The sequence below is a fragment of the Arsenophonus nasoniae genome, assembly GCF_004768525.1.
GTDB lineage: Bacteria > Pseudomonadota > Gammaproteobacteria > Enterobacterales > Enterobacteriaceae > Arsenophonus > Arsenophonus nasoniae.
On sequence record NZ_CP038613.1, the window covers coordinates 1,184,615 to 1,206,990 of the forward strand.

Genomic DNA, 22,376 nt, shown 5'->3' on the forward strand with positions numbered 1-22,376 from the left:
TAGGAGCAAGGAGTCAAGATGTTTGATATTGTCGAACTGTCCCGTTTACAGTTTGCCTTAACTGCAATGTATCATTTCCTGTTTGTGCCATTAACACTTGGTATGTCATTTTTACTAGCCATAATGGAAACGGTATATGTTATTTCAGGTAAACAGATATATAAAGATATGACCAAATTCTGGGGTAAGTTATTTGCTATTAACTTTGCCTTAGGTGTTGCAACCGGTTTGACCATGGAATTCCAATTCGGAACTAACTGGTCATACTATTCCCATTATGTTGGTGATATTTTTGGTGTGCCATTGGCAATTGAAGGATTAATGGCGTTCTTCCTGGAGTCAACATTTTTTGGTTTATTTCTTTTTGGCTGGGATCGTTTAAGTAAAACCCAACATTTAGCTAGTACATGGCTGGTTGCGCTGGGTTCTAATTTTTCTGCGCTATGGATCTTAGTTGCTAATGGTTGGATGCAAAACCCGATTGCTTCTGATTTTAACTTTGAAACTATGCGGATGGAAATACTCAGTTTTTCAGAATTAGTTTTAAATCCCGTGGCACAAGTTAAATTTGTTCATACCGTTGCCGCAGGTTATTGTACGGGTGCCATGTTCGTCTTAGGCATTAGTGCTTATTACTTACTCAGAGGTCGTGATCGACCCTTTGCTAAACGTTCTTTCGCGATAGCAGCAAGTTTTGGTATCGCCTCAGTATTGTCAGTTATAGTGTTGGGTGATGAGTCGGGCTATGAAATGGGTGATGTACAGAAGACCAAGTTAGCCGCTATTGAAGCTGAATGGGAAACCCAACCACCGCCGGCCTCATTTAATCTTATTGCTATACCTAATAGCGAAAAAATGAAAAACGAATTCGCAGTGGAAATTCCATGGTTAATGGGAATTATTACCACCCGTTCTATCGATACGCCGGTTTTAGGTTTAAAAGATTTAATGGCGCAACATGAAGTTCGTATCCGTAATGGTATAAAAGCCTATGCCCTGTTAAAACGATTACAGGCTGGTGATAACGATCCTGCTATACGAAAAGCATTCAATACAAATAAAAAAGATCTTGGTTATGGATTATTGTTAAAACGCTATACACCTAATGTTGTTGATGCCAGCGAAGAACATATTAAAGCGGCAGCCAAAGATAGTATTCCTAAAGTTGGACCGCTATTCTGGGCGTTTCGCATTATGGTCGCTTGTGGCTTCCTAATGTTACTTATTTTTGGCTTATCATTTTGGTCTGTTATTCGTAACCGTATTGGCGAAAAAAAATGGCTTTTGCGGTTAGCTATGTTTGGTATTCCGTTACCATGGATTGCCGTTGAATCCGGTTGGTTTGTTGCTGAATATGGCCGCCAACCGTGGGCAATTGGTGAAATTTTACCGACAGCGGTTGCGCATTCATCATTAAGCAGTGCAGATCTAATTTTTTCGATGGCGCTAATATGTGGTCTGTATACTTTGTTCTTGGTTATTGAATTGTTCTTAATGTTCAAATTTGCACGTAAAGGGCCGAGTAGCCTTAAAACAGGTCGTTATCATTATGAGCAACAAAATATTTCAGCCCAAGACGCTTAGTAAACAGGAGTCCATTCATGTTTGATTATGAAGTTCTAAGATTTATCTGGTGGCTACTGATTGGTGTGTTGCTGATCGGTTTTGCCGTGACTGATGGTTTTGATATGGGGGTTGGTATCTTATTACCCTTTATGGGAAAAACAGATACTGAACGTCGCATCATGATCAATTCAATTGCACCGCATTGGGATGGTAATCAGGTTTGGCTAGTGACTGCGGGTGGAGCCCTATTTGCGGCTTGGCCGATGGTTTATGCAGCAGCATTCTCCGGTTTTTATGTTGCCATGATATTAGTCTTGGCGTCACTATTTTTCAGACCAGTAGGGTTTGACTATCGTTCAAAGCTTGAGAACGCCAAATGGCGTAATATGTGGGATCGTGGCATATTTATTGGTAGCTTTGTTCCTCCGCTGATCATTGGTGTTGCTTTTGGCAATTTGTTACAGGGTGTTCCTTTTGCAGTCAATGACCAATTGTATTTGAATTATACTGGTTCTTTCTTGGGCTTACTCAATCCCTATGGTTTATTAGCGGGCATTATTTCTATAATGATGATAATTACCCAAGGCGCGACTTATCTTCAAATGCGCACGCTAGGTGAATTACATTTACGTTCACGTAATATCACTTATCTCACCGCTTTTTTAACCTTAATCACTTTTGCAGGTGCTGGCTTTTGGTTGATATATGGGATTGATGGTTATGCGATTAAAAGTAGCATTGATACCTATGCTGTTTCTAATCCGCTACATAAAGAAGTAGCAAGAGAAGCAGGGGCATGGTTGGTTAATTTTAATCATCATCCCAGCTTATGGGCATTACCTGTACTGGGCTTAATTTTTCCAATATTGACTATCTTAGGTACCAAACTTAATAAAGCCGGCTGGGCATTTTTATTTTCATCACTGACCATTGCATGTATCATTTTAACTTTCGGCATTAGTATGTTCCCATTCATTATGCCTTCCAGTATACAGCCTAATGCCAGTTTGACGATTTGGGATGCCACTTCAAGCTTATTTACATTACAAGTGATGACAGTTGTTGCTATCATTTTTGTGCCAATAATACTGGCATATACAATTTGGTGTTATTACAAAATGTTTGGTCGCATTGACAAAATGCATATTGAAAATAACAAGCATTCATTATATTAAGGAGCGAATAGCATGTGGTATTTTGCTTGGATTTTAGGAACGCTACTTGCTTGTAGTTTCGCTGTCATTGCAGCTCTGGCTATTGAGCAGGTTGAAGCTAATGCGGCTAACAAAGCTAACCATACTGGTGAATGATAATGGTAGATAAAATCTACAGATTAATGAATAAGGGTCCGTTTCGGATCCTTATTCTCTTTATGGCATTTGCCATGGCTTTTTGTGTTCTCTGGGATCCAACATTATTTGCCTCAAATACCAGTTCTCTTGCTACATGGCAGGGATTATTGCTAATTTGGGCAACCTGTAGTGGAATAATTTTTGGTATTGGGTTTTTACCTAAAAAAGCGTTTTGGCGTTATTTTTTTTATCCATTACCTGCTGTTTTGATTCTGGCTGGCGGATTATTTTATTTCTTGCGAGTGAGTTTCATTTTTTAAAATAAGTTTATATTTCACTATTTTTTTGTAACTTTATTTATAAATCATTCCAATAGATGATTCACTTAAGTATAGTGAGGGGTAATTTATTGATAGCAAGGGGAGTAAAAATATGCTGTTTTGCTGGCCTATCCGTGTTTATTACGAGGATACAGATGCGGGAGGTATAGTTTATCATGCACGTTATGCACATTTTTTCGAGCGTGCTAGAACGGAAATGTTGCGAGAAAAAGGATTTGAACAGCAGAAATTACGAGAAGAAAATTTAGCTTTTGTCGTACGTAAAATGACAATTGACTATTTATACCCCGCTAAATTGGATGATTTATTGACCGTTGAGACAAAAATTACCCATGTTCAACATACATCATTGACTTTTCTGCACCGATTAATTAATCAACAAAGAAAAGAAATTTGCACAGCAGAAATAATTATTGTTTCTATTGATACATCTAAAATGAAGCCTACCCGGCTTCCTGAGTCTATTGTCGCGGAGTTTAAGCAGTGACTGACATGAATATCTTAGATTTATTCCTTAAAGCGAGTTTTTTGGTTCAACTAATTATGTTGATCCTAATAGGATTCTCTATTGCTTCTTGGGCCATTATTATTCAACGAAGCAAAATTTTAAATGCAGCAACTCGAGAAACGGAAGCATTTGAGGATCGTTTTTGGTCTGGTATTGAGCTATCACGTCTCTATAAAGAATGTCAGGCTCGGCGTGATTCATTAACCGGTTCAGAACAGATTTTCTATTCTGGTTTTAAAGAATTTGCTCGTTTACGCCAAGCTAATCTTCATACCCCTGAAGCCGTGATGAACGGTGCCTCTAGAGCGATGCGAATATCAATGAATCGTGAGTTAGAATCATTGGAGGCACATATTCCCTTTTTAGGTACGGTAGGATCAATCAGTCCTTATATTGGATTATTTGGTACCGTTTGGGGAATTATGCATGCTTTCATCGCGTTAGGTTCGGTTAAACAGGCAACATTACAAATGGTTGCTCCGGGTATTGCTGAAGCATTAATTGCAACGGCAATCGGCTTGTTTGCCGCTATTCCAGCTGTAATGGCTTATAACCGACTAAATCAGCGAGTCAATAAACTGGAACAAAGTTATGACAATTTTATGGAAGAATTCTTAGCTATTTTGCATCGTCAAGCTTTTGCTTCTGAAAAGCAATAAATGCGGAGAACAGAGAGATGGCACGGACTCGACATAAACGTGAACTGAAATCTGAAATTAACATCGTTCCTTTATTGGATGTACTGTTAGTATTGTTATTGATCTTTATGGCAACGGCTCCGATTATTTCGCAAAGTGTGAAAGTAGAATTACCCGATGCGGCACAATCAGAAATTGTGTCAGGTAGTGATAATCCACCCATTATTATTGAAGTTTCTGGCGTAGGGCAATACAGTGTCATTATTGATGGTCATCGAGAAGAGCTTTTACCGCCAGAACAGATTGCGGCAATAACAAAAGCCGCATTGGTAAAAAATCCGCAGGCCATTTTTTTAATTGGCGGCGCTAAAGATGTACCTTATGAAGAAGTTATTAAAGCGCTAAATATACTTCATCAAGCTGGCATTAAATCGGTTGGCTTTATGACTCAGCCTATTTAATGTAATTGCATAATTACTGGTTTGGAAATCTGTTGTGGGAAAGACAAAAGAGCAAAAAAATAAACTGAGTCGCTCTGTCGTACTCTCTATAATACTTCACGTTTTACTATTTAGTTTTATTATTTTGGGTTCATTGAATGAAATTATTAAACTTGGTGGTGGCGGTCAAGGTGGTGAAGTAGTTGATGCTATTATGGTTGATCCCGGTGCCGTAATAGAACAGTATAACCAACTGCAACGGCAGCAAACTAGTGCCAAACAAGCCGATGCTGAGCGTAAGAAACGTCTGCAACAACAAGAAGAAGAACTACAAAAACAGCAGGAAGAACAACAAAAACGCTTAAAAATGGTTGAAGAGGAGCGTATTAAAATAGAACGAGAGGCCGAGCAACAACGCAAACAAGCAGAAGAAGCGGCTAAAAATGCCAAAGAACAGCAGAAAATTGCTGAAGAGGCTGCCGCTAAAGCTAAAGCAGAACAAGAACGGCTACTAAAAGAGCAGGCAGAGGCAAAAGCAAAAGCAGAAGCGCAAGCTAAAAAAGAAGCTGAAATAGCCAAGGTTAAAGCCCAAGCAGAGGCCAAAGAAAAAGCTGAAAAAGCCGCTAAGGCGCTAGCTGCCAAGAAAAAAGCCGATGCAGCCAAACAGGCTGCTGCGGTTGAAGATCTGCTTGGTGGATTAACTGCTCAACAGCCTACTCAGCAAACCGGAGGTGCAGCGGCGGCGGGTGAAGGAGGAAATAGAAAAAGTGGAGCATCCAGTTCAGACGTGGCTAATTATCAGAGCAAGATCCAAGCCGCGATTCAGAGCAAATTTTATAATGCTGATATTTATCGTGGCAAAACATGCGAATTAAGCATAAAACTTGCTCCTGACGGCATGTTAATTAGTATTGCAGCTAAAAGTAGCGCAGCAAATGATCAATCACTCTGCGACGCAGCGATACGTGCAGCCAAGACAGCGATAATGCCTAAACCGCCTAGTCGTAGTATTTATGATGCATTTAATGAACAGGGAAGTACTTTAGTCTTCAAACCTTAGTAAATGAGTGTTATGAATAGCATAAGGTTAGGAAAATTAACAAAAGTTTTTCAGTTATCTGGTTTTGTGTATTCACCTTTGTTAATATTTAAGCTAATTATTACGGACGTGAATACGTGATAAGGGAGAAAAAATGAAGCAGGCATTTAAATTATTATTAGGTTTTCTAATACTATGGGCGGCATATGCTCAGGCAGAAATTCGTATTGAAATTACTCAAGGTATCAATACTGCACAGCCTATTGCTATTGTACCTTTTAAATGGACCGGAACGGGTACTTTACCCGACAATGTAGGACAAATTGTTGCGGCTGATTTACGAAATAGCGGTAAATTTAATCCTATTGATCCCAGCCATATGCCTCAACAACCAACCACCGCATCGGAAGTCACCCCCAATGTTTGGACGGCATTAGGCATTAATGCGGTTGTTGTTGGCCAGGTACAACCTGCTGCTGATGGTCAGTATATTATTAGTTATCAATTGGTTGATGTGGTGAATTCTCCTGGCGCCGTATTAACGCAAAATCAATTGAAAGTGGCGGCAAAATGGTTACGCTATGCGGCACATACTATTAGTGACGAAGTGTTTGCCAAATTAACCGGTATCCGCGGTGCATTTCGTACCCGTATCGCTTATGTAGTGAAAACCAATGGTGGAAAGTTTCCTTATGAATTAAGGGTATCCGATTATGATGGCTATAATCAATTTACTGTCCACCGCTCGCCCGAACCCCTTATGTCTCCAGCCTGGTCAGCTGATGGTGAAAAATTAGCTTATGTAACTTTTGAAAGCGGTAGTTCTGCGTTGGTTATACAAACGTTAGCAACGGGTGAAGTCCGCCAAATTGCGTCTTTCCCGCGGCATAATGGCGCACCTACCTTTTCCCCTGATGGAACCAAGCTGGCTTTTGTTCTGTCAAAAAGCGGCAGTTTAAATCTGTATGTAATGGATTTGGCCAGTGGTCAAACTCGCCAGATAACAGATGGTCGCAGTAACAATACTGAACCAAATTGGATGCCAGATAATCAGACACTTATTTATACTTCTGATCAAGCTGGGCGTCCACAGATATACAAACTGAATATTAATGGTGGTGTGCCAGAGCGTATTACTTGGGAAGGCAAACAAAACCAGGATGCAAGCGTCAGCCCTGACGGTAAGTTTATGGTAATGGTCAATTCGAGTGATGGTAAACAGCACATTGCTAAACAGGATCTGGCAACGGGTAACGTTGAATATTTGACGGATACGTTTCTAGATGAAACGCCGAGTATTGCACCTAATGGTACTATGGTAATTTATAGCTCCTCACAAGGGTTAGGGACTGTATTACAATTGGTATCAACGGATGGGCGTTTCAAAGCGCGTCTGCCGGCGACTGATGGACAGGTTAAATTTCCTGCCTGGTCACCGTATTTGTGATGCATAATAATAAGTATGTAATAACTATTAAAGGATCGAACAAGATGCAATTGAATAAAGTGCTTAAAGGGCTAATGTTAGCGTTACCTATGCTAGCCGTTGCAGCATGTAGCTCAAAAAAAGGCAATGACAAGACAGGTACTGAAAACAATGTAGCAGATAGTAACGCTAGCTTGTCTGCGGAGCAATTAGCTCATCAGCAGATGCAAGAATTGCAAAGTAACAACATTGTTTACTTTGGTTTCGATAAGTACGATGTCACCCCAGAATATGCACAACTGTTGGATCAACATGCAACTTTCCTGCGTGGTAACCCTTCAGTTAAGATTACTGTTGAAGGACATGCAGATGAAAAGGGTACACCAGAGTATAATATTGCACTTGGTGAGCGTCGTGCTAATGCGGTAAAAATGTATTTGCAGAGCAAGGGCGTCAACGGTGAGCAAATTGCTATCGTGTCTTATGGTAAGGAAAAACCGGCTGTACTAGGTCACGACGAATCAGCATATGCTAAAAATCGTCGTGCGGTACTGGCATATTAAGAGTATTACATGAACAGTAACTTCAGACATCTTTATTTGACTCTGTCGTTATTGGTTGGCGTAGCGGCTCCAGCAGTCGCTATTGCCCAAGCGCCAATCATTAATGTCGGCTCAGGCTCTACCAGTGATCGTCTTCTTCAAATTGAGACTGCGGTTAATTCTCAAGGGCAATTATTATATCAAATTCAGCAGCAGTTATCGGATGCGCAGCGGGACATTGATAGCTTACGTGGCCAAATTCAAGAAAACCAATATCAATTAAGTCAAGTTATTGAGCGACAAAAAGATCTTTATATGCAGTTGGACTCATTGACCACAGGTGCAAATAAGGTGAAGGCTAATGCTGACAGTAATAATAGCAGTAATGCTGTTACTACAGCTAAACCAGCGAGTGAAAAGGCTGACTATGATACGGCAGTTGCACTTGCTATTAAGAGTAAATCTAAACAGCAAATTGCGCAGGCAATTAGTTCTTTTCAGCATTTTATCAAAACTTACCCTAAATCTAATCTTCAGCCCAATGCTAATTATTGGCTTGGACAGTTAAATTATAATCAGGGAAATAAAGATGATGCGGCTTTTTATTTTGCTACCGTTGTTAAAAACTACCCTAATTCACCTAAAGGGGCAGAATCCCTTTATAAAGTAGGGTTATTGATGCAAGAAAAAGGGCAAAGTGATAAAGCACGTGTTGTTTATCAACAAGTGATTAAAGCGTATCCTGGCAGTCCGAGTGCGCAATTGGCAGAAAAAAAATTAGCATCACTCTAATGAATAACCCCGAAGTGTATACTGCTGTTTATTTCGGGGATAATTGTGTGATTAATAAGCATTTAAATTCATTCAGTAAAAAAACAATTGCACCCTTAGTAAAAATAAGTAATATACACCGCCATCACCTCAGGTAACTTCAGATGGGTCGTTAGCTCAGTCGGTAGAGCAGTTGACTTTTAATCAATTGGTCACAGGTTCGAATCCTGTACGACCCACCATCTAAAGATCGCTTATTACTTTTCAAAGAAACTAAAATAATATATTGCAATAAGAGTACAGGATGAGAAGCTGTGCAGGTTCGAGCCGAGCGTAGCGAGACAGCGTTGTGCAAAGCACAACGACCCGCAGGGCGAGGCCGTAGGCCGAGTAATCCTGTACGACCCACCATCTAAAGATCGCTTATTACTTTTCAAAGAAACTAAAATAATATATTGCAATAAGAGTACAGGATGAGAAGCTGTGCAGGTTCGAGCCGAGCGTAGCGAGACAGCGTTGTGCAAAGCACAACGACCCGCAGGGCGAGGCCGTAGGCCGAGTAATCCTGTACGACCCACCATCTAAAGATTTCTTCATACTTTCTAAAGCCACTAAAATAATATATTGCAATGAGAGTACAGGATGAGAAGCTGTGTAGGTTCGAGCCGAGCGTAGCGAGACAGCGTTGTGCAAAGCACAACGACCCGCAGGGTGAGGCCGTAGGCCGAGTAATCCTGTACGACCCACCATCTAAAGATTTCTTCATACTTTCTAAAGCCACTAAAATAATATATTGCAATAAGAGTACAGGATGAGAAGCTTTGTAGGTTCGAGCCGAGCGTAGCGAGACAGCGTTGTGCAAAGCACAACGACCCGCAGGGCGAGGCCGTAGGCCGAGTAATCCTGTACGACCCACCATCTAAAGATCTCTTCATACTTTCTAAAGCCACTAAAATAATATATTGCAATGAGAGTACAGGATGAGAAGCTGTGTAGGTTCGAGCCGAGCGTAGCGAGACAGCGTTGTGCAAAGCACAACGACCCGCAGGGTGAGGCCGTAGGCCGAGTAATCCTGTACGACCCACCATCTAAACATATTCCTACTATTTCAGCCAAAAGCTAATTTCATATTATTTGAATACTGAATGTGGTTGAAAAAGAGTATTGGTTTTTACCAAATGGATAAATCGGTTATCTATTGCAATTTTATAGTAAAAAATTAAGCGACAAAATTTTAAATATTGATTATCTTGTTTAGCATAGGAAACAAAATAAGCGAATAAATAGTTTTTTTTGCTAAAAATGATTATTTTGAATATAAATACTAAACAAGTGAGTGAAAAATGTCTAATTTTATTGATTTCAATTTAGCCAGTTATCCATTTCCTACTAAATTAACACCTTTGACGGCTAGTGAAAAAAAACATTGTAAACAATCTATTAAGCTATTGTTGGAAAAGAGAAATGCGGTTATAGTCGCGCATTATTATACTGATCCTGACGTTCAAGCTCTAGCCGAAGAAACCGGTGGTTGTGTAGCTGATTCACTGGAAATGGCACGTTTTGGCTCACTACATCCCGCATCGACTTTAGTTGTTGCTGGAGTTAGATTTATGGGAGAAACGGCCAAGATCTTAAATCCTGAAAAAAAAATATTAATGCCAACATTGAAAGCGGAGTGCTCGTTAGACTTAGGGTGTCCCGCAAAGCCGTTTGCAGAATTTTGTGATCAACATTCAGAGCGAACAGTGGTTGTTTATGCAAATACTTCTGCCGCTGTTAAGGCTAGAGCTGACTGGGTTGTAACTTCCAGTATTGCAGTTGAATTAATTGACTATTTAGATAGTCAAGGACAAAAAATTATCTGGGCGCCGGATCGACATTTAGGTAATTATGTACAAAGAAAAACCGGGGCAGATATCCTTTGCTGGCAAGCTACTTGTATTGTACATGATGAATTCAAAATTCAAGCCTTGAAGAAAATGAAAATGTTGTATCCTGATGCGGCAATATTAGCGCATCCAGAATCCCCAGCAGCTGTTGTCGATTTTGCGGATGTAGTTGGCTCAACCGGTCAATTGATTCAAGCTGCACAAAATTTGTCTAATCAGCAAATAATTGTGGCAACGGAGAAAGGTATTTTTTATAAAATGCAGCAAGCATGTCCAGACAAATCATTTTATATTGCGCCAACGGCAGGTGAAAGTGCGTTCTGTCGTACTTGTGCACATTGTCCTTGGATGGCAATGAATAGCTTAAAAACTATTGAACAAGGATTAAAAAAAGAAGGTGAATTACATGAAATCTTTATTAATGATGAATTAAGGGAGAGAGCATTTAAGCCTTTGGAGCGAATGTTGTCGTTTGCTGCTAATATTAAGTCGCTGAATTATAAGTGTTAATAGGGTAATAGGAATGGAGTTTTTCAATACTAGTAATACTATGGTACATATTGCTCTTGGCAGCAATGGTTATAATTTATCTTATATTGAAGCCGTGGCCACGATAGCTGGATTTTTATGCATTTGGCTTGCTAGCCAAGAAAAAATTATTAATTATTTTTTTGGTCTAATAAACGTTACATTATTTGCTGTTATTTTTTTTCAAATTCAATTGTATGCTAGCTTGTTGTTACAAATTTTCTTTTTCGCAGCAAATACATATGGTTGGTACGCTTGGAGTCGAGTAGATGCTTATCATGAAGTAAGACTTAAAATCCGCTGGATGAGTTTTTCGAAAGTCGTGATAACTTTATTTATCGCTATTATTTCAACGCTGCTATTAAGTTTTAACATTGATAAAGTATTTATTTTTCTTGCCCATGTTACTTGGGACATCGCACATTTATTAGGTTTTCATATTGAACCGGTACAAATAGAGCCCGATGCATTTCCTTTTTGGGATTCAACAATGATGGTACTATCCATTATTGCTATGGTATTAATGACACGAAAATATGCTGAAAACTGGTTACTGTGGATTATTATCAATATTATTAGTGTTGTTATTTTTTACTTGCAAGGTGTTTTAGCGATGTCATTCGAATATTTGATGTTACTCGGTATTTCAATCAATGGTTTTCGACTTTGGCGTCGATCAGCTAAAGAAAATGGTTCGATATTTTTAGCCGGTTAATTGTTACTTATCTTAGTATAACCGTATAATATATTTAAAATTTAGGCTTAAAAATTTTATATTGTATTATATATTGTTATTAAATATTTATATTATAAATATGAGAACATATTTACTCTTATATCCCTAGAGGTTAAATTGAGTTCATCTTTTATTTATTTTTAGAGAATATATTGTCCAACAAGCGATACATTGAGCAGAAAAGATGACTTATAAGAATGATGACATTAGAATTAAACAGATAAAAGAGTTATTGCCTCCAGTTGCATTACTAGAAAAATTTCCGGCAACCGATAAAGCCGCTTTGACAGTTCAAACAGCGCGTGAATCAATACATCAAATTCTAACTGGTAAGGATGACAGGCTTTTGGTTGTTATTGGTCCATGTTCAATTCATGATCCAAAAGCTGCGATTGAATATGCACAACGACTAAAAAGAATTCACGATGAGTTGAAAGATGATCTAGAAATTGTTATGCGTGTTTATTTTGAAAAACCACGTACGACTGTTGGCTGGAAAGGTTTAATTAATGATCCTTATATGGATAACAGTTTTGATATTAATGAAGGATTGCGTATTGCACGTAATTTATTGGTAACCATTAATAATTTAGGCTTACCGACAGCGGGTGAATTTCTTGATATGATTACGCCTCAATATGTGGCTGATCTTACCAGTTGGGGAGCGATTGGTGCTCGGACTACGGAATCTCAAGTTCATCGTGAATTAGCATCCGGTCTCTCTTGCCCGGTAGGCTTTAAAAATGGTACCGATGGAACAATAAAAGTGGCTATCGATGCAATTAATGCGGCTAAAGCGACTCACTGTTTTTTATCGGTTACTAAATGGGGTCACTCAGCAATTGTAAATACTAGCGGTAATCTCGATTGCCATATTATTTTGCGTGGCGGTAAAAAGCCTAACTATAGTGAATCAGATATACAGGCCGTTAAAGAAAGTTTGCAAAAATCAGGCTTAACAGCCCAAATTATGATTGATTTTAGTCATGCAAATAGCTGTAAACAATATAAAAAACAGCTTGAAGTGGCTGAAGAAGTTGCTAATCAAATACGTCATGGTGAAAAAGCAATCATTGGAGTAATGGTTGAAAGTCATCTTGTTGAAGGAAATCAAGATATAAGTATAAATAAACCGTTAGCGTATGGTAAAAGTGTGACAGACGCTTGTATTGGTTGGCAAGATAGTGAAAAATTATTAAATCGTTTAGCTGAAGCTGTACGAATACGTCGTAAAAAGCGCATCTAAATTCATAATTAATAAGGCCACAAAGTGGCCTTATACTTATAAATGCAATTTAATTATTTTGCTTTACCTTGATTAGCAACAGCGGCCGCTTTAGCGGCTATCTCAGCTTGATCACCAAGATAGTAGTGCCTAATAGGTTGCATATTTTCATCAAATTCATAGACCAGTGGCACAGCGGTTGGAATATTAAGTTCAAGGATCTCGTCTTCACTCATCTTATCCAGATGTTTAACTAATGCCCGCAATGAATTACCGTGAGCAGCAATAATGACTTTTTCACCTTTTTTAACTCTAGGTTCAATCACCTCTTGCCAATAAGGGACAACACGTTCAATTGTGGTAGCAAGACTTTCAGTGACAGGGAGCTCTGAGGGTTGCAAATTTGCATAACGAGGATCATTGCCAGGGTAACGAGAGTCATCTTTGGTTAATTCTGGTGGTGTAATTTTAAAGCCACGACGCCATAATTTAACTTGATCGTCACCATATTTTGCTGCTGTTTCTGCTTTATCTAAACCTTGTAGCGCACCATAATGACGTTCATTAAGCCGCCAATTTTTTTCAACGGGAAGCCACTGTTGATCTATTTGATCTAAAATGTTCCACAATGTATGAATGGCACGTTTTAAAACAGATGTATAAGCATAGTCAAAAACAAAACCTTCTTTTTTTAATAGCTGGCCTGCCTCTGTTGCTTCTTCGCGACCCTTATCGGAAAGTTCAACATCAGTCCAGCCAGTGAACCGGTTTTCTTTATTCCATTCGCTTTCGCCGTGTCTTACAAGAACCAGCTTAGTTACTGCCATAGTTTAAACTCCTATTGATACATTCATTAAAATCGATCTGAATTATTATATTATCCATGAAACTGAATACCAAATATAACTGTTTTCGTTTTGAAATTGTTGACCAAGATCTACCCGAATCTAACCAGCCTAGCATTCAAGTGGTTGCTAAAACGCGCAAAAAATAGTCTTTTTTTGTTTATATAAATAAGTATTATTTAAGTGTAGTAATATTAAAATAGCGTTAGCCAGATAAATTTGTTACTTAAAAATAGAGTTGAACCGATATGACAAATAATAGGAGCGTTTTGATATTGAGTTTGCCTATTATTGAAATTGGTTTTATCTATGACAACAAAATACTAAGCGCTAAAGATAATGAATTATTTGCTAAAATAAACTTTTCAGTAAAATAAGTGAAATTTATGTTAATTATTTATGTGATAAATTAATAAAAACTGAGATTGGAGAAATTAAATATTTAATCTGACAGACAATAGATAGAATAGAGATGTAAATAAATCATTAATAATAGATTTTAGCAATATTATATAACTATTTTAAAATCATGTGTGTATATTTATATTTGTAACAACAGATTAAAAAAATGGAGCCTTATGGCTCCAATTTTCCTTTTATAAGAGAAACTTTTCCGTTAGTTTCAGGCACAAAATAGAATAAGACAATTAGTATATTAAAAATACCAATCAGTATGTTATATTTCCATATATTAAGTATCTTTCCAAATCGATTAAATAAAATATTCGTTTAGTGATTATTAATTTATAGCTTGTAAAGTACCTTATTCAATACCTGGTAGTTATTGAGAATATTCAAAGTAATTTGTTATTAAGTTGTTTTTATTTAGTTGTATTCATAATGATTTATTTTGCAATATCATTTAATTTTATTTTCTATATTAGTTTTAAAACGAATAATATGTAATTTTGTAATCTCTGTATAGTTAAACTATAATTAAATATGTATCTAAATGTTTTCATTTTTTATATCTTATTGATTTTTATTAATTTAATTCATTGGGAAAAACGATCGTAAGTTAAAGATTGATAGTTTTTATCTATTGATATTTGACTTATGATCGATTAAAACGATTTGCCGTTTTAATATTTATATATATCATTTCACTCACTACAAGCTTAACTTATAGAATTTATTCTTGTTTTTTTGTTTTAGTTCATACTTTAATCTAATCATCTATTTGATGAGAATACGTGTTGTTGAAAATTTTAAATAATTTATATTTGAATATAATTTAACCGCTATCAAATTATTTATAAATATAGTTTATCTATGACTAATAGTTATTCAATATTTTACTTTATTAAAAGTGAGCATTTTTACTTTACTTTATTATTAATAAAATTTTAAGAATTCACTTTTATATGTCGAAACGATTATCTTTTTTTATTAAAAAACTAGTACTACTTTTTTCTATCATTTTTATGATGTTGTGTAGTACTGAATTATTAGTTTGGATCACTCGAAATGGCTCCTTAATGGAGCTTGTTAATTAGCTACGTAATTGAATAAAGGCTTTGTTATGAATGTTAATTTCCAAAAGTGCGCTTTAGTATTTGGTGCTATGTTTTTATTAAATGCTTGTTCTGTACCTGTGTCAAAAAAGATGAATAATAAAGTAAATGATAAGACAGCGAGTCAAACTAATAAAAACGGCGCGCCTATTGTCAACAATCAAAGTAGTATTCCTGCGCGAAATTATATAGAAAAAAAAGGTATGTTATTTGATGGTATTACTATTGCCTCGTCAAATAATGAATGTGTTGATCGTTTTAATTTTTTAAAAGAAGCTAATGGTGGTAAATACCAACAATATTCTAATGATTATAATAAAATCAGCAGAGATTATACGTTTTTAAATGTTAATAAGAATATTATGGATAAAGATTCAAAAGAATTATTATCTATGACCTTGAGCACTAAATTAGACACGCTATGCTCAAAAGTTCAATTCTCTGGTTTTCAAAGCGTAAAAGAAAAAGTTAAAGCGTTATCAAGTATTTAAATATTATTGTTGTTCTACCACCTTTAATTAATTGAAGGTGGTTTCTTACTATGAATGTACTTGTTAGAGTAAATTAATTATGACGCCTTTTTCATCCAATGGAAGGAAAATAATCGCGCACGGGCTGCTTTTAATACAATTATTTTTCCCCTTATTTTTCTCTTCTATATCAATAGCAAATGCAGTCGAAAATGCTGAGATGGCTGATACTATCTCAGGGATTCAATCCTTAATGAATGATGCCAAAGAGAGTAATGATAACGTTACGAAAGATAGTGTCGCATCATTATCTCAGGGTGAAATCTCTCTATTTCCTTCTGAACGCTTAAGTTCAGGACATTATCCGTTAGAAATGCCACCCAGCCTTGAAATTAAGGCTAATAGTGCCGAGACAATTAATCCTATTTTACCTAATTTAGGTGGAACTGAAGCCCCCACTGAAGACAATACAGATCAAGCTTTAGCTTCCATTGCCAGCCAAGTTGGTAATATTTTAGCCAATAGAAATGCAATTGATGCTTCTATCGGTTATGCAAAAAATATTGCTGAAGGATTAGTTAACCAGCGACTAAATGATTGGTTAACTCAGTATGGTAGCGCTCGTGTTTCTATCAGCAGCGATAGAACATTTACTGGTGATTTTTTATTACCTGTTATAGATAGTATAAATAGTCTGCTTTTTACCCAATTAGGTTTAAGAACAAATAAAGATAGAAATACTCTAAATTTGGGGTTAGGTTATCGCCAATATTGGGGCGATTGGATGTATGGCATTAATACTTTCTATGACTATGATTACACCGGAGGTAATGCCCGCTTAGGTCTAGGCGGTGAAGCTTGGACAGATTATCTAAAATTAGCGGCTAATGGCTATTTTGGCTTAACTGATTGGCACCAATCAAAGATATTTATAATGGATGATTATGATGAGCGTCCAGCAACCGGCTTTGATGTTCGTGCAGAAGCCTATTTACCGACTTACCCTAAATTGGGTGGTAGTATTAAATATGAAAAATATTTTGGCAAAGGTGTTCATCTTGGTACCGGTGTCGATCCCGATAAATTAAAAGACGATCCTTATGCATTAACATTAGGCATAAATTACACACCCATACCATTAATAACCTTGAAAGGGGAGCATGCGGCCGGTGATCGTAATGACACTATGGTTGGTATGGATATTATTTATCGCTTTGGTGTGCCTTTGTCACAACAGTTAGATCCTGATGCGGTTGATGTTATGCGTAGTTTGGTTGGCAATAAGTATGATTTTGTCGATCGAAATTATGATATTGTTATGCAATATCGCAAACAAGAATTAATTAATATTTCTTTGCCCGCTGAAATGCGAGCGGAAGCAAAAGAAACGTTGATTATTCCTGCTACCATCAATAAAACCAAATATGGTTTGAAAAAAATCAACTGGACAGTCTCGCCTAATTTTATTGCCAATGGTGGTAGTTATCAGATTATTTCACCAACCCAATTGGAAATTATTTTGCCGGCTTATGTTTATAAGACACAGAGTAATGCTGCGCAAGAATATCAAATCAGTGCGGTGGGGATAGATAATAATGACAATGAATCGAACAGAGCCACAACCATAATACGAGTAAAACCTTCCAAGAATGTGGTTAATGATTTGATTGTCGAGCCTAATGCCACTTTACCTGCTAATAATCAGGATCGTTTTACCACTACCGCAGTCATCACTAATGAACATGGGCAACCATTACCTCAACAAGTTATTACTTTCCACGTCGATGGTCTAAAACAACCCAATGGTCAATCGGGTGTAACATTGTTTAGCGGTACTCAAAGTGCTAGCAATGGAAAGGGGATAACAGCAACTACCGATAACCAAGGAAAAGCAGTTATTTATATAAGCAGCAAAGTAGCGGGGGAAGGCAAGATCACCGCAACGATGGAAAATGGTAATTATAAACATAGCTCGCTCAAGTTTAGTGCTGATCGAAATTCAGCTCAGATTGCCAAATTAACGGTTACCAGAGATAAAGCATTAGCCGATGGTAAAGAAAAAAATACGCTGTATGCATTAGTAACTGATGAACATGGTAATACAGTCGAGAATATGCCAGTTGTTCTAACCGCAACCGATGGCGCAATAATTGACAATGGTGGAAGCGCGAATACTAACCAACGGGGAGAGCTGATTATTGGCGTTACCAGTACTAAAGCGGGTAAAAGTGAAATTACCGCTGAAGTTAATGGTAAGGAAGAAAAGCAGTCGGTTACCTTTGCCACTGGTCGTCCAAGTGCAGAAAAATCGTTATTAACTGCTCAACCCGCAACAATTGTTGCTAATGGTAAAGCGGTAGCTAACTTAACACTTGAACTGAAGGATCCGCAGGGCAATCCTATTAGTGGTGATAAAGTGACCTTTACCACTAGTTTAGTTAATAGTCACATTAATAACATAAAGGAGACTGCTAAAGGTGTTTACAGCGCCGAATTAACCGGCACCACTGCTGGAGAAAGCATCATTGGTGTTAAAATTAATGGTTCAGTGTTGAAAAATAAGACCGTAAAAGTAGTTTTAATCGCAGATAGTGAAAACCCAAGCCCAGTTAAATCTAAACTGGAAGCCAAACCTGACAGAATTGTTGCTAATGGTAAGTCAGTTTCAACATTGAAACTGACGCTGCAGGATGTTAATGGTAATTTGATTGCTGGCCAAACAGTGAAATTTAATACCTCGTTAGCTAATAGTAGTATAGGTCAGGTAACGGAAAGTAGTAGTGGTATATATATTGCACCATTAACCGGGACTAAAGCCGGCAAGACTGAAATCAGTGTTGAAGTTGCCGGTAAGCTGTTAACAGTTAGTCCTGTAATAGTCGTTTTAGCCGCTGATAGTGGTAATGTAAGTGGTGAGAAATCCAAATTAACCGCTGTTCCTACTACTATTGTAGCTAATGGCGTGGCTACTTCCACTGTTACTTTAGTACTAAAAGATACTAATGATAACTTAATTGGCGGTCAGCAAATTGATTTTACTAGTAGTTTAGCAAATAGTCAGATAACTACAGCAAAAGAAACCAGTGAAGGCGTTTATAGCGCAACACTTACAGGTACTCAGGCTGGCGAAACAACGATTGGTGTTAAAGTTAATGGTAGCGCACTAAATATGAAAGAGGCGACAAAAGTCACTTTGATTGCTGATAGTACAAAACCTGGCGCCGATAAATCGAAACTAGCCGCTGATCCTAACCACATTGTGGCTAATAGAACGGATTTTTCAACCGTAAAACTAACCTTAAAGGATGTTAATGGTAATCCGATTACTGGCCATAAAGCTAAGGTGCGATTTAGTACCAGTTTGGCAAATAGCAAATTTGATGAAATCGTAGAGGAAAATAGTGGTGTTTATAGCGCGAAACTAACAGGAACAATGGCAGGAGAAACTACTATTGGTGTTACAGTCAATGATGTTGTGTTAAATGTAACTCCAGTTATTATTACATTGACTGCGGATAGCAGTAAACTTGGCGCTGATAAATCGAAACTAGAAGCTAATCCTACTCGCATTGTGGCTAATGGAAAGGCAGTTTCAACGGTAAAATTAACCTTAAAGGATATTAACGGTAATGCCATTCCTGGTCTGAAAGATAAAGTGAAATTTAACACTAGTCTGGTAAATAGCGAAATAGTAGGAGTAACGGAGGAGAGTAACGGCGTTTATACCGCAAAATTGACCGGAACGACAGCGGGAGAAACTACTGTTGGTGTTGAAGTCAATGGTAAATCATTAAATGTAAGTCAAATGGTAAAAGTCACGTTGATTGCTGATAGTACTCAACCGAGTGCTGAAAAATCAAATTTAGTCGCCAATCCTACAAGTATTGTTGCTGATGGTAAAATATCTTCAACAATAACGTTGGAATTGAAAGACGTTAACGGTAATCCAATTGCGGGGCAAGGTGTAACGTTTGAGCATAACTTGGCAGGTAGCCAGATTGGGAAGGTGACCGACAAAGGTAATGGAGTGTATGAAGCACTTTTAGTTGGTAAAAAAGCCGGTCAAGCCACAATTAGTGTTGGTGTTAATGGTGAACTATTGGTTGGTAAGAAAACTGCTGTAACCTTAATCGCCGATAGTAGTCACCCTGGAGGCGACCATTCTAAGTTAGAAGTCGAACCTGCAATGATTGTTGCTAATGGTGTAGACGCATCAACCTTGAAATTAACTTTGAAAGATGTAAATGGTAATCCGATCGCTGGTCAGAAAGTTGAGTTCAACAGTAACTTAAAGAATAGTCATGTGAAAGAAATCAAGGACGAAGGGAAGGGGATCTATACCGCTAAATTAACCGGTACTACCGCTGGTGAAGCCTCTATTGACGTTATAGTTAATGATGCAGTATTGCAGATTAAGAATACCGCTAAAGTAACATTAACCGCCGATAACAGCAAACCGGGTGAGAATAACTCTAAATTAGAAGCTGAGCCGACAACGATTGTTGCTGACGGTGAAACCTATTCGACATTAAGATTGACATTGTTAGATGTGAACGATAATCCGCTAGCAGGTCAGAAAGTCGAGTTCAACAGTAACCTGAACAATAGTCATGCAAAAGAAATCAAGGATGAAGGAAAGGGGATCTATACTGCTAAATTAATCGGTACAACTGCTGGTGAAGCCTCTATTGAAGTTAAAGTTAATGATGCAGTATTGCAGATTAAGAATAGCGCTAAAGTCACTTTAACCGCAGATAGCAGTAAGCCAAGTTTAGAGAAATCTAAGCTAACTGCGACACCGCTTACGATTGTTGCTAATGGGAAAGATAGTGCGACCTTAAGGTTAAGCTTAGTCGATATTAACGCTAATCCAATCACCGGTTATAAGGGAAAAGTGAAGTTTAATACCAGCCTAGAACACAGCAAAGTAAGCGAAATCATCGAGGAAAGTAATGGTGTTTATACAGCAAAACTAACTGGAACCCAGGCGGGCAATAGTAACATTACGGTTAAATTCAATGAATTGGAGTTAAACTTTCCGGCAGCAGTAACAGTGACTTTAACGCCAGATAGCGATAATCCAAGCGTAGAGAAATCTAAGCTTGTCGCCGATCCTACCACTATTGTTGCTGATGGCGAAAAGACCTCGAACTTAACCCTGACATTGATGGATGCCAATAATAATCCGATTACTGGCCAAAAAGTTGAATTTACAACTAACCTGGCGAACAGTGAATTCGATAAAGTGAAAGAAAATGATAAAGGGATTTACACGGCTAAATTGAAAGGAAAAACTGCTGGTGTGACAACCATTAAAGTGAAGGTTAATGACAAAGAGTTCGCTATCGAGACTAAAGTCACTTTGACAGCTGATAGTAAAACAGCGGTATTAAAACAGGTGACATTGGATGGCGATAATACCAGTAAAGTGGCTAATGGCAGTGATAACTTTACCTTTACGGCGTTGGTCAAGGATGCCAACGATAATCCAGTACCAAATATTACCCTAAAATGGTTACAGAATAAGGGTAATAACGTTACCTTATCGAATAATGGTGAGAGTGAAACTAATGCTGAGGGTAAAGCTAGCATCACCTTGACCAGTACTACTGTTACGGTAGCTGGCGTACAGGTTTCAGCCAAAAAAGGCGATGATGAAGCGATTGTCGCAGATAAAAAAGTCAATTTTTATCGTAAGTTTAATTTAAATGGGACGGTTGTTAATGCGGTAAATGGTAAAGGGATCGCTAATGCAGAAATTAAACTTTACACTTCAGATAGCAATTCTAAAGCTAAATACGAGGCACGCAGCGATAGCAAAGGAGAATTCACTATCGTAGATCTGATTGAGCAACCTTATACCCTCAAAACCAAAGCGCAAGGTTTTGTTGATTATGAGCTTGGAATCAATGATCCAGAAAAACAGTTGCAGAAAATTATTTTGTCACCGGAGCTAGGGGATGATTATGCCCGTATTATTTTATCATGGGGTCCTACCCCTAAAGATTTAGATTCCCATCTATGGGGTGATACGAATACTGGCAATCGATTCCATGTGAGTTTTAGTAATAAAAAGGCGCCAGATGGCAGTGCAATTCTTGACATAGATGCGAGAGAGGGTTTTGGGCCTGAAACCATCACCATTAAAAAGTTAAACCCAGGGCGTTATCGTTACGCAGTTCATAATTTTAGCAAAGACCCCGCAATTACTACTTCGCATGCCAAGGTGGTGGTTGCCCAAAAAGACAAAAATGGTGGTACCCAAGTCAGCCAATATGATATACCAACATCAGGTGAAGGCTTATGGTGGGAGGTATTTGAACTAGATGGTAATACTGGAGAGATCCGTATTATTGATCAGATAACTAATACTGAACCAAAGTAACGATAATTAAGTAAATCAATTAGTAAAAACTGAATGCATACGGATATGCATTCAGGATTGATAAATAATAGAATGGAGAAAATATTTAATTGTTAACAAGTAGCTTTAATTATTTTTAACTTGGTTTATCGATTGCTAAAAATGAAATTGTTACTCTAATTAGCAAACAAAATTAAACCTATTTCGACTGAAATAAAAGTTATCAGGACGAAGTTAAC

Annotated in this window: 17 protein-coding genes, 1 tRNA gene and 5 other RNA genes; 22 read left to right on the forward strand and 1 reads right to left on the reverse strand. The window is 37.6% G+C overall.

Annotated elements, in window-relative coordinates:
• Positions 1 to 18 precede the first annotated feature (18 nt).
• The 20 genes from cydA (at position 19) to aroG (ending at position 12,965) form a co-directional block, all read left to right on the forward strand.
• The gene (cydA, locus tag ArsFIN_RS05755) at positions 19 to 1,584 is read left to right on the forward strand and encodes a cytochrome ubiquinol oxidase subunit I (protein ID WP_026822765.1); all 1,566 of its coding nucleotides are present in this window, start codon (positions 19 to 21) and stop codon (positions 1,582 to 1,584) included.
• A gap of 17 nt (positions 1,585 to 1,601) precedes the next feature.
• Positions 1,602 to 2,741, forward strand: a complete 1,140-nt coding sequence (gene cydB / locus ArsFIN_RS05760; RefSeq protein ID WP_026822764.1) for a cytochrome d ubiquinol oxidase subunit II — start codon at positions 1,602 to 1,604, stop codon at positions 2,739 to 2,741.
• A 12-nt stretch (positions 2,742 to 2,753) separates the two neighbouring features.
• Positions 2,754 to 2,876: a cytochrome bd-I oxidase subunit CydX gene (cydX, locus tag ArsFIN_RS05765; RefSeq protein ID WP_071846865.1), complete on the forward strand. Its 123-nt coding sequence runs from the start codon at positions 2,754 to 2,756 to the stop codon at positions 2,874 to 2,876.
• Positions 2,877 to 2,878: 2 nt separating this feature from the next.
• On the forward strand, positions 2,879 to 3,178 hold the full coding sequence (gene ybgE, locus ArsFIN_RS05770) for a cyd operon protein YbgE (RefSeq protein ID WP_034249582.1): 300 nt from the start codon (positions 2,879 to 2,881) through the stop codon (positions 3,176 to 3,178).
• A 112-nt stretch (positions 3,179 to 3,290) separates the two neighbouring features.
• Positions 3,291 to 3,686 carry a tol-pal system-associated acyl-CoA thioesterase gene (gene ybgC, locus ArsFIN_RS05775; protein WP_026822762.1) on the forward strand — a complete coding sequence of 132 codons (396 nt, stop codon included), beginning with the start codon at positions 3,291 to 3,293 and terminating at the stop codon, positions 3,684 to 3,686.
• Positions 3,683 to 4,366 (forward strand): Tol-Pal system protein TolQ, encoded by a 684-nt coding sequence (tolQ, locus tag ArsFIN_RS05780; protein WP_026822761.1) that lies wholly within the window; start codon positions 3,683 to 3,685, stop codon positions 4,364 to 4,366. The genes ybgC and tolQ overlap by 4 nt, the downstream gene beginning before the upstream one ends.
• A 17-nt stretch (positions 4,367 to 4,383) precedes the next feature.
• Positions 4,384 to 4,806 (forward strand): colicin uptake protein TolR, encoded by a 423-nt coding sequence (tolR, locus tag ArsFIN_RS05785; protein ID WP_026822760.1) that lies wholly within the window; start codon positions 4,384 to 4,386, stop codon positions 4,804 to 4,806.
• A gap of 34 nt (positions 4,807 to 4,840) precedes the next feature.
• On the forward strand, positions 4,841 to 5,845 hold the full coding sequence (gene tolA / locus ArsFIN_RS05790; protein WP_026822759.1) for a cell envelope integrity protein TolA: 1,005 nt from the start codon (positions 4,841 to 4,843) through the stop codon (positions 5,843 to 5,845).
• Positions 5,846 to 5,978: 133 nt separating this feature from the next.
• A complete protein-coding gene (gene tolB, locus ArsFIN_RS05795; RefSeq protein WP_026822758.1) occupies positions 5,979 to 7,271 on the forward strand; it encodes a Tol-Pal system beta propeller repeat protein TolB in 1,293 nt (430 codons plus the stop codon).
• A 44-nt stretch (positions 7,272 to 7,315) separates the two neighbouring features.
• Positions 7,316 to 7,813 carry a peptidoglycan-associated lipoprotein Pal gene (pal, locus tag ArsFIN_RS05800; protein WP_026822757.1) on the forward strand — a complete coding sequence of 166 codons (498 nt, stop codon included), beginning with the start codon at positions 7,316 to 7,318 and terminating at the stop codon, positions 7,811 to 7,813.
• Positions 7,814 to 7,822: 9 nt separating this feature from the next.
• Positions 7,823 to 8,584 carry a tol-pal system protein YbgF gene (gene ybgF / locus ArsFIN_RS05805; RefSeq protein WP_026822756.1) on the forward strand — a complete coding sequence of 254 codons (762 nt, stop codon included), beginning with the start codon at positions 7,823 to 7,825 and terminating at the stop codon, positions 8,582 to 8,584.
• A 145-nt stretch (positions 8,585 to 8,729) separates the two neighbouring features.
• Positions 8,730 to 8,805: transfer RNA gene (locus ArsFIN_RS05810), tRNA-Lys, on the forward strand.
• A gap of 41 nt (positions 8,806 to 8,846) precedes the next feature.
• Positions 8,847 to 8,974, forward strand: a non-coding RNA gene (locus ArsFIN_RS05815) — RtT sRNA.
• A 41-nt stretch (positions 8,975 to 9,015) separates the two neighbouring features.
• Positions 9,016 to 9,143, forward strand: a non-coding RNA gene (locus ArsFIN_RS05820) — RtT sRNA.
• 41 nt (positions 9,144 to 9,184) lie between these two features.
• Positions 9,185 to 9,312: non-coding RNA, RtT sRNA (locus tag ArsFIN_RS05825), on the forward strand.
• Between the two features lie 41 nt (positions 9,313 to 9,353).
• Positions 9,354 to 9,481: non-coding RNA, RtT sRNA (locus ArsFIN_RS05830), on the forward strand.
• A gap of 41 nt (positions 9,482 to 9,522) precedes the next feature.
• A non-coding RNA gene (locus tag ArsFIN_RS05835) (RtT sRNA) lies at positions 9,523 to 9,650 on the forward strand.
• A 256-nt stretch (positions 9,651 to 9,906) separates the two neighbouring features.
• Positions 9,907 to 10,965 carry a quinolinate synthase NadA gene (gene nadA, locus ArsFIN_RS05840; protein WP_026823241.1) on the forward strand — a complete coding sequence of 353 codons (1,059 nt, stop codon included), beginning with the start codon at positions 9,907 to 9,909 and terminating at the stop codon, positions 10,963 to 10,965.
• 13 nt (positions 10,966 to 10,978) lie between these two features.
• A complete protein-coding gene (pnuC, locus tag ArsFIN_RS05845; RefSeq protein ID WP_026823242.1) occupies positions 10,979 to 11,698 on the forward strand; it encodes a nicotinamide riboside transporter PnuC in 720 nt (239 codons plus the stop codon).
• Positions 11,699 to 11,903: 205 nt separating this feature from the next.
• The gene (gene aroG / locus ArsFIN_RS05850) at positions 11,904 to 12,965 is read left to right on the forward strand and encodes a 3-deoxy-7-phosphoheptulonate synthase AroG (protein WP_026823243.1); all 1,062 of its coding nucleotides are present in this window, start codon (positions 11,904 to 11,906) and stop codon (positions 12,963 to 12,965) included.
• A gap of 53 nt (positions 12,966 to 13,018) precedes the next feature.
• Here aroG and gpmA read toward each other — a convergent pair whose 3' ends face one another.
• Entirely contained in the window at positions 13,019 to 13,771 is a 753-nt protein-coding gene (gene gpmA / locus ArsFIN_RS05855; RefSeq protein ID WP_026823244.1) for a 2,3-diphosphoglycerate-dependent phosphoglycerate mutase, read from the reverse strand.
• Positions 13,772 to 15,311: 1,540 nt separating this feature from the next.
• On the opposite strand from gpmA, the gene ArsFIN_RS05860 reads away from it, so the two are divergent.
• Positions 15,312 to 15,794 (forward strand): hypothetical protein, encoded by a 483-nt coding sequence (locus ArsFIN_RS05860; RefSeq protein WP_026823245.1) that lies wholly within the window; start codon positions 15,312 to 15,314, stop codon positions 15,792 to 15,794.
• A 199-nt stretch (positions 15,795 to 15,993) separates the two neighbouring features.
• Positions 15,994 to 22,158 (forward strand): invasin domain 3-containing protein, encoded by a 6,165-nt coding sequence (locus tag ArsFIN_RS05865; protein WP_167876665.1) that lies wholly within the window; start codon positions 15,994 to 15,996, stop codon positions 22,156 to 22,158.
• The last annotated feature ends 218 nt before the right edge of the window (positions 22,159 to 22,376 follow it).